Origin of the sequence: Dapis brunnea BLCC-M229 (assembly GCF_050015995.1) — a bacterium.
Classification (GTDB): domain Bacteria; phylum Cyanobacteriota; class Cyanobacteriia; order Cyanobacteriales; family Microcoleaceae; genus Trichodesmium.
In genome coordinates, this window is record NZ_JBNHEP010000128.1 from 1 (window position 1) to 13464 (window position 13464).

The 13464-nt window shown below is 35.8% G+C and carries 10 protein-coding genes; 4 read left to right on the forward strand and 6 right to left on the reverse strand.

Annotation, left to right across the window (positions count from 1 at the left end; genetic code table 11):
- The first annotated feature begins 390 nt into the window (after nucleotides 1-390).
- Nucleotides 391-669, forward strand: coding sequence for a hypothetical protein (locus tag ACP6PM_RS15290; protein ID WP_426586021.1), 279 nt, complete (start codon nucleotides 391-393; stop codon nucleotides 667-669).
- A gap of 513 nt (nucleotides 670-1182) precedes the next feature.
- Nucleotides 1183-3696 carry a CHASE2 domain-containing protein gene (locus ACP6PM_RS15295; RefSeq protein ID WP_426586023.1) on the forward strand — a complete coding sequence of 838 codons (2514 nt, stop codon included), beginning with the start codon at nucleotides 1183-1185 and terminating at the stop codon, nucleotides 3694-3696.
- A 682-nt stretch (nucleotides 3697-4378) separates the two neighbouring features.
- Here the strand turns inward: ACP6PM_RS15295 and ACP6PM_RS15300 are convergent.
- Entirely contained in the window at nucleotides 4379-5182 is an 804-nt protein-coding gene (locus tag ACP6PM_RS15300) for a hypothetical protein (protein ID WP_426586025.1), read from the reverse strand.
- 554 nt (nucleotides 5183-5736) lie between these two features.
- Between ACP6PM_RS15300 and ctpB the strand changes: the two genes are divergently transcribed.
- Nucleotides 5737-7044 carry a carboxyl-terminal processing protease CtpB gene (gene ctpB / locus ACP6PM_RS15305; RefSeq protein WP_426586027.1) on the forward strand — a complete coding sequence of 436 codons (1308 nt, stop codon included), beginning with the start codon at nucleotides 5737-5739 and terminating at the stop codon, nucleotides 7042-7044.
- Nucleotides 7045-7098: 54 nt separating this feature from the next.
- On the opposite strand, the gene ACP6PM_RS15310 is transcribed toward ctpB, so the two are convergent.
- From ACP6PM_RS15310 to ACP6PM_RS15330, 5 genes are all read right to left on the reverse strand, one after another.
- Nucleotides 7099-7608: a MogA/MoaB family molybdenum cofactor biosynthesis protein gene (locus ACP6PM_RS15310; protein ID WP_426586029.1), complete on the reverse strand. Its 510-nt coding sequence runs from the start codon at nucleotides 7606-7608 to the stop codon at nucleotides 7099-7101.
- A 439-nt stretch (nucleotides 7609-8047) separates the two neighbouring features.
- Complete coding sequence (gene psb28, locus ACP6PM_RS15315) at nucleotides 8048-8392, reverse strand: photosystem II reaction center protein Psb28 (protein ID WP_426586031.1); 345 nt, start codon at nucleotides 8390-8392, stop codon at nucleotides 8048-8050.
- Nucleotides 8393-8525: 133 nt separating this feature from the next.
- The gene (locus ACP6PM_RS15320) at nucleotides 8526-9527 is read right to left on the reverse strand and encodes a M48 family metallopeptidase (RefSeq protein ID WP_426586033.1); all 1002 of its coding nucleotides are present in this window, start codon (nucleotides 9525-9527) and stop codon (nucleotides 8526-8528) included.
- Nucleotides 9528-9549: 22 nt separating this feature from the next.
- Complete coding sequence (locus ACP6PM_RS15325; protein WP_426586035.1) at nucleotides 9550-9741, reverse strand: hypothetical protein; 192 nt, start codon at nucleotides 9739-9741, stop codon at nucleotides 9550-9552.
- Between the two features lie 235 nt (nucleotides 9742-9976).
- Nucleotides 9977-10222, reverse strand: a complete 246-nt coding sequence (locus ACP6PM_RS15330; protein ID WP_426586037.1) for a hypothetical protein — start codon at nucleotides 10220-10222, stop codon at nucleotides 9977-9979.
- 1850 nt (nucleotides 10223-12072) lie between these two features.
- Between ACP6PM_RS15330 and ACP6PM_RS15335 the strand changes: the two genes are divergently transcribed.
- The gene (locus ACP6PM_RS15335; protein ID WP_426586039.1) at nucleotides 12073-13134 is read left to right on the forward strand and encodes an ABC transporter ATP-binding protein; all 1062 of its coding nucleotides are present in this window, start codon (nucleotides 12073-12075) and stop codon (nucleotides 13132-13134) included.
- The last annotated feature ends 330 nt before the right edge of the window (nucleotides 13135-13464 follow it).

Genomic DNA, 13464 nt, shown 5'->3' on the forward strand with positions numbered 1-13464 from the left:
AGCTATATCGCTTGATTTGCCATGCGCTATATATAGTGTCTTTGCGTAAGTCCTGGGAATGTTAGGAACAGCTTTGGACACTCTCACTGGAGGAGACGGCTCCTCACTCATCTGATGGAAGCTATATATGTAGGGGCTTCCAGCCCTTCGTGCGCCCTCGTGTCGCACCCAAAACAGGAGAATTGTACGCCTAGGAATTAATAAAAAATTAGTGCCATTGCATAAGTCCTGATTTTAATTAATTATTTTTAAGCTCTACCTAATATTCTTGACCAAGCCTGATTAAAATGCTAAACTACTGCTATATTAATAAGAGCTAATTTAAGTAAATATAAAAAATAAGGCCCAAAACAGAGATCATAACTTATCTCTAAGGAGCGCTATGAAAAAATGGAAAACCTAACAGATTATCGTAAATTAGATCCAGGTTTAGTGAATGCCTTGAATAAAACACCACCATCACAAAAACAACCTATGGAAGTTTTTGTGCGGACAACAGAAGTGCCAAATCAAATAGAGGCAAACTTTTTACAAAAACTTGGTGTCAGAGGGGTAAATCATAAACGATGTACCTTTACAGCTAAACTTTCACCTGAAGCAGTTACAGAATTAGCTCATCAACCTTGGATACATAATCTCAGATTAGCAAGAAATATACGTTGGGCTTGAGTGGAGAGAGCTAACTACTGAAGTAAAATAATTGTACATTCTTTGTTATAATTAATGGTTTATATATAATTTATTTGAAGGAGGTTTTTGAGCAATATTGCAGAAAAAAGATGCCATTAGATCTGAGAGCTTATAAATGTAAATGCGATGGATGTAGTAAGTGATGGGATAGCCTAGACTAAAACGGTTGCTGTCAATGTACGAAGACTATGTGTGTCAGTAGCTGGAGTTCCCACCGATTTTAAGCCTGCACAGAAGATAAGTTACAGACTGCGGTCAGTGGTCTTCTGTCAAACAGGAAGCTAGCTTCAGAGCTGCATGCAATCGTGCATGGGTAAGTTTGGGTAAGTTTAGTATAACGGATGTTCAATATTGCTTTTTTCTATTTTTTACTACAGCGATCGCTTGTTTCACAGAAAAATACTAGAGCGGTCGCTAATTTTTTTATTAGCTTTTCCAGAATAGAGATAGGATTGTTAGAATAAGGAGATATCCGATTAAAGTTAAATGAATATGACTCAGACTGCCACTATATTTTACCTGAAGATTCAACAAGTGGAAAAATTATGCTTGTTTGAACTTGCTTGGGGTATCGGGCAACAATTAACTGTCAGTCTGCCTTATCCTGAAAGTCTCACCATATCTTACCAAGATTGGCAACAAAATTATCTGAATTTTTATCACAAAGCCTTGCGGGGAAGGGTAGTAAATACAGGAAAACTAACGAGACAAGTTGATTGGCATCAAAAATTGGTGCAAGCAGAAGCAAAACTTGTGTTTGAGTTTCATCGTTGGCTACGACACGAACAACTGTATGAGATTAGAGCGATCGTTGCTCAAGCAGCCAAACAAAAAACAGAAAGTTTACTATCACAGCAGAATACTGATGTACCTACAGTTGATGTGTTTATAACTTGCAACTGCCAAGACCTATCTCGTTTACCGTGGGAAGCATGGGAGATTACAGAATTTGCTGCATCCAGCAAAATTAGAATTGCCCGCCAACCAATTAATATTCGCAATACTACAGCTACACTAAATTATTCATCCAAACGAGGTCGAAGTAAAGCTAGAATATTGGCAATATTGGGAGATGATACAGGTTTAAATTTTCAGGCAGATAAAGAAGCAGTGAAATTTCTTTCCCCAATAGCTGAAGTAGAGTTTGTGGGTTGGCAACCTCAAGAAAGTCAAGCAGAGCTAAAAGAAAAAATTGTTAAAGCAATAACTGACCAACGCGGGTGGGATATTTTATTTTTTGCCGGACACAGTAATGAAACTCTTAATACAGGTGGGGAAATAGCGATCGCTCCAAGCACCACCTTATGCATCACAGAAATTTCTCAACCCCTAAGCATGGCCAAACAAAGGGGTTTACAATTTGCCATCTTCAACTCCTGTAGTGGGTTAAGTATTGCCAATGCTCTGATAGACTTGGGTTTAAGTCAAGTCGCAGTCATGCGAGAGCCAATTCATAACCAAGTCGCCCAAGAATTTTTAGTGAGATTTCTCCAAAGTTTAGGTGAATACAAAGATGTTCACGAATCATTATTATCAGCGTGTCAATTTTTGAAACTAGAGAAAAATCTCACCTACCCCAGCACATATTTAATACCATCTTTGTTTCGCCATCCAGGAGCGCCACTATTTCGTCTCAAACGATCGAGTCTTAGACAAGAACTCATAAGGTGGTTGCCTACAAGAAGAGAAGCGATGGCTATAAGTGCATTGATTTTATGTAGTTTGCAATTGTCAAATCAAAGGTTTTTGATTGAGAAGCGAGTATTAGTGCAAGCTATGTATCGTCAATATACCAACCAAGTTGAGAGGCAAAATTCACCGCCTGTACTGTTAGTAGAAATTGACGAAGATTCGATCACAAAAGCCAAAATATCCAATCCTTGGCCAATGGATCGTAGTTATCTCGCCAAAATCATCGATCAACTGACAACCATAAACGCTAAAATCATTGGTATTGACTATTTGTTAGATCGCCATCAAAAAGAAGAAAATGACATAAAATTAGCCCAGACCCTACGCTCATCCATAGAAAAACAAAACACTTGGTTTGTATTTGCTACATCCCGCAACCCAGCTGGTGGTTGGTTGGAAGCATTACCGGAGTTAGCCTCCCCTAAGTGGCGACTACAGGGAAATGTTAGCTTAGTAGGTTATAACCGTTACGTTACCCATGTAACACTACTACCAAGCCAAAATTCTACTAAGACACCATTGCCCTTTGGTTATTTGCTAGCAGTTGCTCACTTATTAAACTTTGAAAAATCTGAGAATTTGCTGCTACCTCAGATTAATTCTTCAGTTGATTGGTTATTGCAAGTCAAAAATCATATTGCTCAGACTACTGATAAAAATTTTTTTGATTTATTTTCTAGCTTATCTCGCTTACAACCTTTAACTAAGTTCTCTTATCGACTAGGGCAAATGTGGCTGCATCCAATTATAGATTTTTCTATTCCTCCTGAAGCGATTTTTGTACGTCTACCTGCTTGGCAACTTTTAGAGAGTGATGAATCCCAATTATTACCAAAAACTACACTAGAGAAACGCCCATCAATAGTAATTATTGCCGCTGGATATAAAGATGCAGGATTAACTCCTGGAGAAGACAATTTTCCTTTACCTGCTGCTGTTAGTTACTGGCGTTCTCAAAAGGAGCCACCCAACCCAAGTAGAGCATTTACAGGGGGAGAAGTTCATACTTATATGGTTCATCATTTCCTTAAGCAACGATTAGTTATACCTATTCCTAATTTATGGCTAATAGGGATAGCTGCTTTGTTAGGAAAAGGAGTGGTATTAATGTTAGAGAATAATTCTAACTCTAAGACACAACAAAAGGAAATTATTTTATCATCACTATTTTTATTAACTCTAATTTATGCTCTTGCTTCTCTACAAATATACATTTCAGCAGCTATTTTATTACCTTGGTTGTTACCTAGTCTGACATTTTGGATTTATATATTTTTATATTCGATCGATCCTAAATCAACTTTTGACAATTGAAGTATTCTACATATAATTTCTGCTTGCACAATCATAATAAATCTTTTATTGTAGTAATCCTAAATGATTTTGAAGATAAATGAGGTATAGCAATCCTATTTTAGTTGTAATATTTTGGTGGTAGTTAGGAGTCAGGAGTAGGGGCGATTCGCGAATCGCCCCTACAGGAGTCATAATTTCAAAGGCTTTCAGTTGAGATTAACTATTATAAAAGTGCGTTGCTGAAACACGGTATGATTTGATAATTTGGGATTGTTTGAACTACTTGTTAATATTAACTTTTCCCTCCATACCTTTTCCCTGTTCCCTATTACCTAGAAACTTACTTTCATACCTTAATTCAGCAATGTCTATAAAAGTTTCCACAACCTATTTGGGATTGCTATATATGTTGATAATTCTATAATTACCGAATTATTAATTATTAATAATTGATAATTAAATAATTCATGCCTTGAAGCCTCCCCTTTTAAGGGGAAAAAAAGAAATAATATTTCCTTATATTCAATTCCCTTGCGGTTTTAACCAGAGGTAATTATCAATTATCCATTATCCATTATCAATTAATGAATTCAATCCCCCCATCTCCCTATCCCCCATCTCCTCATCTCCCCATATCCCCACCTCCCCAAACCATATAATAAGTATTCAACTGGATTTGATATTAGTATGGATGTTGAATCTACTTAGAAGCATCTGGCAAAACAAAACGCTTTTCTCCATCTTCACTCATTTCCACTTTACCACCAAGTTCGAGAATTTCTTGTTGAGCGCGTTCCCGTACCCTCTGGTCTCTTGTTTGATAATATACCCATAACCAGGCATTAAACTTGATTAATTTACTATCGGGGTCTGTCTTGAGAAATTCTGCTGTATTTCTAAATAAAGAGCTTAACTCTTGGTATGATCTATTCTCAGCCCATTCAGCAGCCATTTCGTGAGAATTAATTGCCCCTGGAATATCACCGACTAATAATAATTGATCTATTCCTTTGAATCTCCATACTTGCCACGCTTCTGGATCTATTTCTGGGGAAAGTACATCAGTGCCACGGGTCATATATTCTACAGCTACTTTGGGTTTACCCTCATATATAGATAAAGAGTTGGAAAGAAACAGATATATGTCAACCCATCTTGGATCTAACTGGGTGATAATATCAAAGTAATCTTCACTTAGAGAATAACCTGTTTCATTTCTGGCTGCATCATCCCCGAAATATTGGAGAAATTGGAGAAATACCCAATCTGCAATCAAATTATCAAATCCAAAAGTGGGAGATGCTTTCAATAGCTTGAGCTGTAGAGCTTCTTTTTGTTCGACTAAGACTGCATCTGTTGAGTCTAAAACTATTTTCTCTTTTAACGGAGAAGCTTTTGGTGGCCAGAATACTTGTAAGCTGATTATACCTGCTAAAGCTGCAATAGGAACTGCTAGATTTGCTAATGAATCTAGCCAATTTGGGGTTTTTGCTTTGCTTTCCACAATTTCTGATATCTATAAAACTAAAAAATTTTTGATTTTTAAACAACTATTTTAGCTGAAATTTTCTTTTAGCCTCCTTAGTATTTTATGAGGCGCGATCGCTCCTTTCAATTAACTCAGCATTTCGGCAATGTAGTCGCAAATTTTATGAGATTGACTCCTTCAAAAATAATGTTCTTTAAATTGTTCTGCTTTTCCTAAGATGATTCCCAAAAGTTATGGAGATATTGAAGGAAATCTTGCGTTACCTAGTGTGTCATTATTTTTTTTTGATGTTAGAATATTCACTAGACTCTATCATGGATTTATCCCAATACCAACAGAGTTTATCTATACTTACTTGTGGGACTTTAGAAATAAGAGCTTTAAACCTCGCTTTTCGCTAAAATTTTTCTGATAGTACATTTCTTAATAACTATAGATACAATAGATACAATTATCAATATCCTCAGCTAATATCCTAGTATATTAGGTTTACTCAAATAAAAACTATCCTTATATCATAAAATATTGGGAAAGTCAACTGAATAAATGTCCAACTACCAAAAAAATAAATGAACTCAGCTTCAAAACACTTTTCTTTTATTCAAAATATTTTATATAGTGGAGCGATCGCCACAACAGCAGCTTTATCTTTATTGGCCCCTAGCTTGAGTAAGCCTGCTGAGGCAAATTTAGAAAATAGTCCCAAAGTAGTTTTGGACGAAGCATGGCAAATTGTTAACCGGGAGTATGTTGATGGTAGCTTTAATCATATAGATTGGCAAGCTACCAGGAAAAGTTTATTAGAGAAAAACTATACCTCCAATCAACAAGCTTACGAGGCATTACGTGAAGCTCTAGACAAACTAAATGACCCTTATACTCGTTTTCTAGACCCAGAACAGTTTAAAGCTCTAACTAATCAAACAGCGGGGGAAATGTCTGGAGTAGGAATGCAACTAAAGCAGGAAGAGCTTACTAAGGCGATTGCCGTGGTAGATGTTGTGGAAAACTCTCCGGCGATGAAGGGAGGTTTATTACCAGGAGACCAAATTAAAGAAATTGACGGTAAATCTACTTCTGGTTTAAGTGTATCAGCAGCAGCTAAACTGATTCGTGGTGATGTGGGGACAAAAGTAGTGCTGCGAATTATTCGATCTGGAGATCAAGAGTTTGATGTGACTTTGACAAGGGCAAGAATTGAATTACAAGCAGTTCGTTACGACCTCAAGCGAGAAGGAAATCAGCGTATTGGGTATATCCGTTTACAAGAATTTAGCGCCCATGCTGGAGAACAGATGGAAAGAGCAATAGAAGATTTGAATAATCAAAATCCTGATGGTTATGTTTTAGATTTGCGAGGTAACCCCGGGGGGTTATTGCGTATTAGTATAGATATTGCTCGGATGTGGATGGATAAAGGTGCTATTGTCAGCACAGTTAACCGAGATGGAGATAGACAAGAATTGCGGGCAAACCGTTCAGCTTTGACTGATAAACCGACAGTGGTTTTGGTAGATGGTGACTCTGCGAGTGCTAGTGAAATTCTCGCAGGAGCGCTCAAAGATAATGGTCGTGCTGTAATTATGGGAGACCAAACTTTTGGAAAAGCTTTGGTACAGTCGGTACATTCTTTGTCAGATGGTTCTGGTTTGGCAGTAACTATTGCTCACTACTATACTCCTAAAGGAACTGATATTAGTAAAAAAGGTGTTACTCCTGATGTGCCTATCAATTTGACAGATTCTCAAAAACGACGCTTATATCGGAAACCAGAAGCGATAGCTACTATATCAGATCCCTATTATGCCCAAGCTGTTAATCTTTTGAAAAATAAAGTATTGTTACGCCCGTTAGTTTTACGGGAACAAGAAAATTAAATCAATGAGTGTTGATTTGATTTTAGGTTTTTCAGGGCGATCGCTCATCCAACTTTAATTTTTACGCAACTGCAAAACTAAGTGAACTAATTCTGGTAAAATTAACTTTTCTACAGCCAGCTTAACTGCATTACTAGAACCTGGAATTGAAAATACTAATTTACCTTGATAAGTACCAGCAACAGCACGAGAAGCGATCGCCCTAGAAGCAATTTCTTGATAACTTAACCACCGAAATAATTCTCCAAAACCGGGTAAAGTTTTTTCTAATAAATTTTCAATGGCATCATAAGTAGTATCTCTGGGAGCTATTCCTGTTCCGCCGTTAAAAATTACAGCATCTATATCCTCTCGCTGAGATAGAGATTCCATTTGTGCGACAACTGCTAATTTTTCATCTTTGATAATCTGATATGCTGTTATAGAATGATCGGCACTTCTAAGAATTTCCTGGAGTAGCTGACCACTTTTATCTGTTTCTTTTGTGCGGGTATCACTAACAGTAATCACAGCACAACGGAGAGTAATATCTGGAGGAGCAGGATGAGGAATTTGTCGATCCATTCAAATAACGTAGTCTGTTCAACAATTAATAATTAATAATTAATAATTAATAATTAATAAGCTAAGAATTAATAAGCTAAGAATTAATTATTAATAAGCTAAGAATTAATAAGCTAAGAATCATTTAGGTCTTATATTTCCTTTTGCCGGTTGCTTTTGACAAAAATTGGATATATGGTTTAAATGTTAAACAGCTTAATTATCTCTTCTTCAATAGAAGGATTGGCTAAAAGGAATTTTTTTTCTTTTTTTTCCATAAATGGAGAGGCTTTATACCTTAATTTTTTGGTCAAGACTTAATCTGGTCAACTAAAGATTGTAAAAGCTCCTATTATAGTTTGGAGAACTTAACGTTGAGTTATCTGTTTTCTGTTTTAGGGAAGTCCACGGAAGTAGCTAGACATCCCCAGGCTGAAAATTTACTGGCCTGGGGAACCCATCAAGCCTTGTTAGCCTGGTTAAATTCTAAACCATACTCCTTAGCATAACGCTCCATAAACCGCATAAAGCGATCCCATTCTGTGAGAGACTTCATAACATAAAGTCCCTCAAGGAATTTAGGCTCACCATTAACAAATCTGGCCTTAACGTCGCGACTGGTAATTTGGCCTTCTTCATCAATCATATACATCCCTGTAATTTCTTGAGTAACATCTTGGCCTAAAGCCTTGGGATTCTCAAAAATCAATGTAGCTGTTCCCTGATTACCACTACGGGAACGAGTTAAACGCACTTCTGGTATAGCCTCTTCATCAACACCTTGAATAAATTGAATTGCAGTCATTAGTATTTTTTTAATCCTTAATAAATCGTTAAGATATTATTATAAACAGAAAAATGGTCTCCTAGAACCCTGGGTCTAGGAGAATATCTGCTTTTCATTTAGCGAAGCGAAATGCTAATAGGCCAAAAGTATATCAATTGTCAAATAAACGTTCTACATCATCTGCAGAGGAGCCACCACGACTAGAGTTAACTCTTAAAGATGCTCCATCTTTAGATAAATCATAAGTCAAAGGTTTAGTTTCAGAAATAAGGGCTTTACCTTCTTCTGCTAGAGATGTAGCTGGAAACTTGACCATCAAATCTTTGAGAGCTTCAATACGCTTAGGTACAGCAGGATGAGTAGTGTCAAATTCAGCACTTGGCGTTTGCCCCAAAACTTTCATTGCTCTTAAACAACCTTCTGGTTCAAAACCTGCCTTTGCTGAATATAAATACCCAACTTCGTCAGCTTCAAATTCTCTTTTACGGCCTTCTTCAGCTAAGGTTTGTTCCAACTCTTCTGTTTTCTGGGCGACAATTTCATCTATTTTTTCTTGAGATGCTTTCAAACGTTGGCGACTAGCATTACCCAATACACTACCACCAAGTCTGCCTGCTCTTCCGCCAAATATTCTTGCTGCACTACCTCCAATAGACATACCAGTTGCCTCTGACTGAGCATCCTGCTTTTCTGCCAAAACTTCTTGTTCAGTTTCTTGTTGAATTTGTTCGATTAAAGCAACTTTTTCTACAGGAGCTAAGGCTATATGCTTTTCAGTATGATGACCCATTTCGTGGGCAACTACACAAGCTATTGCTGAAGCATCCCCAGCAAGTTGGTCTAGGAGACCGTTGTAGATAGCAATCAGGTTAACGTCAGTGGCAAAAGCATTAATATTGTATTTTGGAACAATTACAATCCGCCATGGTTTTTCATCAAGTTTATTAGCCCTGGCAATGCGCTCCAGGATTCGATATAGGGCATAAAGGTCTTCAGGTAGTTCTTCTTTGGCCTGTTGGTATATACTTTTTGGTTGTTCTGTTGGGGTAGAATTTTCCGATGATGTGGGGTTGGCTTTAACTGATAGTTGATTAGTAGATAGGAGAAGTGTGATTGCTGCTAATGTAGTTAGTATAGTTTTGATTTTCAACATGATATTTCAACCGAAAGTTAAACTAATTTTTTTCTCCTTCAATAAAGTTGGTATCTGGAGAAATATTGGTATGGTTAATTCCTAATACATTTTCTTTATTTAATTGAGGTTTAACTACTACTTCTTTTTTATAGACAAATTCCCAATAAAAACATCTGTTTCTCGGTAATATTCTCAGTTTTTTAACAGCATAAAATTCGAGATTACTAGCCATGGGAATCAAGAATATATCTAAACCAAACCAGTGCTTACCGAATTATTAATTAATTCTGGTTTAAAGCCTCCCCTTTTAAGGGGAAAAAAAGAAATGATATTTCCCAATATTCAATTCCCGTGCGGTTTTAACCAGAGGTAATTATCAATTATCAATTATCAATTATCAATTAATGAAAGGTATTGCCCAGTGGAACTCTGATTTGATTACCTTTGAGTTTTAATGCTTGAGAAGGCTAACTAACTGTAGCTAATCCGGCTTTTTTTATATAGTTATGTATTCTTGGTATGTCTAGGATTTTACCTTCAGTATAGGCAATAATAAGACCATAATAAAAGCGAAATGATTCAGCTACAGTTCTCAATATTTGTTTTACTGCTTGAGAATCTAGAAATTTATAGTGATATTTGTGTTTGTAGACTTTTTCATGCGTCAAACTTGCCAATAGTTTTGTGAGACTTAAAAAATCATTGCTGACCATAATATATTCCCATGTTAGTTAGCTTGTGAGACTGTTCACATAAGAATGTTAAAATGGCAATTAATTCGGGAATTTGAGAAACTCAAACTTGTTGACAAGCATACATTTTTCCACCTTGAAAGTTAAATTTATTGTACTATATAAAAGAACGACTAAAGTCGTATGGCCTCAAAGGCTAGCTCATTTTCATCCCCGCTCTGAAAGATACGGGCATTCAACGGAAGCTTTTCGGTAAGCTTGAGATTGGTCTGAAAAAATCCACAATAGTAAAAATTGACTTAATTATATTATAACTGGTTGTTTTTGTCAAAGAAAAATAGTAGATGGTGAAGATAGAAAGGGGAATATTATATGAGGTACGTTAATGTTTGCTACCAATAATTGATAACAAGATGGGGAGATTCATAAATTATATATCTGGCAAATAGTTGGATAAAAAAAATTGGTAGTGGTAAAGAAAGAAGTAATAATAAGTAGTAGAGAATAGGGAACACAGAAGAATTTTGATCTCCTTTATCCTGACTATTTTAGGACTACCCAAAAATTATAGTATATAGCAAAGAAAGAGTTGGTTAGGGCATAGACTGATGATGAATAACAGACGATAAAATGTTTTTCCCAATATTCTCTGTTGCTTACCGAATCATTAATAATTATTAATTATTAATTAAATAATTCAGCTTACTCTGCCTCCCCTTTCAAGGGGAAAAAAAGTGCTATGACATTTCCTTAATATTCAATTCCGTAACGGTTTTAACCAGAGGTAATTATCCATTATCCATTATCCATTATCCATTAATGAATATAGCTTTAATTATGTCTTATCTAGTATAAAGTATATATTCTTAAATATTTTTATTTGAAAAGAAATCATTCCTCAATTATTTTTTAGGATAATTTTTAGGCTGATTTCAGAAGTATATTGAGACAGAAATCTCTAGAATTGACAAATATATATAGCAATATGATTTGAGTTGTGAGATATTGGAGAATTTTAGGGAATAAGGAACACTTAACTGGGAACAGGGAATAGGGAATAGGGAACAGGTATGGAGGGAACATGGAACAAGAAAATGTATCTTCTTCATAAGATAACTGCTATATTCTATCCTTTTAAGGAACACCTCAATTCTCACATCTCATTCCTGATTGCTATAGCTAGTCTAATGTAAGCATTCAGCTATTAGCAGTCAGCTATCAGCAATAAGACCCTACTTTTAAGGAAGGAGTTTAAATGAATATAGACTTTAACAACTTTTGTAGTAAAATTTAATTCTGACTTGATTAATACAGCTTTGAACTTACACCAAAAGCAATAGTTGATAACTAATAGCTGACGGCTGAATGCTTACAGTCTAATACCATTTCTCAAAAAAAATCCTACATTTTATTAAGCCTGGGAATAGGGGAGTATGGGAGTGGGGGAGAAGTAAACATAAGAATAATTAACACCCTACTGGGGTGCTAATTATCAAAAAGGTGATTTACTCGTGTTAATTACTTAATGGTTGAAGTGTCACCTAAATATATAATTACTTTTGATAAGTAAGTAGGCGCGAATAAATTTGACTAAATGTCAAAAAATGTTTATGTAACTCAAACCTTTGAAATTGCTTTCTTCCACTCCGTTCCAGTCCCTGCGGACATAGTGACATTTAATTATATCTGGCTACTTAACTGCAATTATCTTTTTTAATTTACTATGGCATTTTTCAACCTTTGTGAAGTACAGTTGTTATTCTTCTTTTCTGTTCCCTATTCCCTAAAAGTTAGAAATTTTTTGTACCTTACCAGTACAATAATAGCTATATTATAATTTGGAAATTAATTTTTAGGAGCATACATTTATAATGATTGAAGTTGAAAAATTAAGCAAAATTTATGGTTCAACCTCAGCACTGAAAGAAGTATCTTTTGCTGTACAACAGGGAGAAATACTGGGATTTTTAGGTCCTAATGGTGCAGGTAAAACAACAACAATGCGAATCTTAGCTGGATATTTGCCTGCTACAAGTGGCACGGCTAAAATTGCTGGTTATGATGTTCATGAAGATTCTATGGCAGTACGACAATTGATTGGTTATTTGCCAGAAATACCACCTTTATATCCAGAAATGACAGTAGAAGGATTTCTATTTTTTGTTACTAGAATTAAACGAGTTCCTCCGGGCGATCGCTCTGCTAGAGTTAGGTTGGCAATGAGAAGATGTGGATTATTAAATAAGCAGAAAGTTTTGATTAGAAAGTTATCGAAAGGATATAAACAAAGGGTTGGTATTGCTCAAGCTTTGGTACACGATCCGCAGGTAATTATACTGGATGAACCTACTGTTGGTCTTGACCCTAGACAAATTATTGAAGTGAGAAATTTGATTAAAAGTTTGGCTGAAGAGCATACTATTATTTTATCTACTCATATTTTGCCGGAAGTTAGTATGACTTGTAATCGAGTGGCGATTATTAATCAGGGTGAAATTGTGGCTACGGGTAGTCCTGAAGAAATGAGTAATAAGTTAGCAAGTGGGTGGGGATATGAAGTAGAAATTGAGGGAGAAACTCAAGAGATAGAAACAGGATTAAAGTTATTAGCTGAAGTTCCGGGAATTCAATCTCTAGAAAAAATTAAATCAGATAACGAAAGTCGCCTCAGATTACAAATAAACTGTCAACCGGAAATGGAACCAGGAAAAGAAATTTCTAATACTATAGTTACTGCTGGTTTGAGTTTATGTGAACTACGTCGAACTCGTGCTAGTTTAGAAGATGTTTTCTTAGGTTTAACTACGGGTGAAGTTGCTAGAAATTCAATGGTTGAAGTATCTACAAATTCTGTAGTAAATGAGGAAAAGTCTGAGGGAAATATTGAGTTGGAAAAGGATAAAAGTCAATTACCTGACCCTTGGGAAAATTGAGGCGATCGCTCAAAATTAAAAATTCAAAATTTATATTTTATAGACTCAAAATTTTGACACGTTAAGTAAAACTTGTAGGAGACTGACACAGCTAAAACTGTGCGTTAGATTTTTTCCTATAATTCTCGTTATGGCAAGATTTGAGGATTTTTTTCTAATGTACTATTTAAGGTGTGTCAGTCCAGAAGAAAAATTTGAGGATTCATCGCCTCTGGCTGGGTGCTTCAGAAAATGTAGTGACTATTGCTCTATACGCATGGGGAAGAGAAATTTCCCGATTCATCTCCTCACGGCGGGTGCTTCAGAAAATGTATTAACTATTGCTCTATA

Excerpts from the sequence above, each read along its gene's own strand:
- psb28 (WP_426586031.1), bottom strand. The coding sequence starts at position 8,392 with ATGACTGCAATTCAATTTATTCAAGGTGTTGATGAAGAGGCTATACCA.
- ACP6PM_RS15295 (WP_426586023.1), top strand. The coding sequence starts at position 1,183 with ATGACTCAGACTGCCACTATATTTTACCTGAAGATTCAACAAGTGGAA.
- ACP6PM_RS15290 (WP_426586021.1), top strand. The coding sequence starts at position 391 with ATGGAAAACCTAACAGATTATCGTAAATTAGATCCAGGTTTAGTGAAT.
- ACP6PM_RS15335 (WP_426586039.1), top strand. The coding sequence starts at position 12,073 with ATGATTGAAGTTGAAAAATTAAGCAAAATTTATGGTTCAACCTCAGCA.
- ACP6PM_RS15310 (WP_426586029.1), bottom strand. The coding sequence starts at position 7,608 with ATGGATCGACAAATTCCTCATCCTGCTCCTCCAGATATTACTCTCCGT.
- ctpB (WP_426586027.1), top strand. The coding sequence starts at position 5,737 with ATGAACTCAGCTTCAAAACACTTTTCTTTTATTCAAAATATTTTATAT.
- ACP6PM_RS15320 (WP_426586033.1), bottom strand. The coding sequence starts at position 9,527 with ATGTTGAAAATCAAAACTATACTAACTACATTAGCAGCAATCACACTT.
- ACP6PM_RS15325 (WP_426586035.1), bottom strand. The coding sequence starts at position 9,741 with ATGGCTAGTAATCTCGAATTTTATGCTGTTAAAAAACTGAGAATATTA.
- ACP6PM_RS15330 (WP_426586037.1), bottom strand. The coding sequence starts at position 10,222 with ATGGTCAGCAATGATTTTTTAAGTCTCACAAAACTATTGGCAAGTTTG.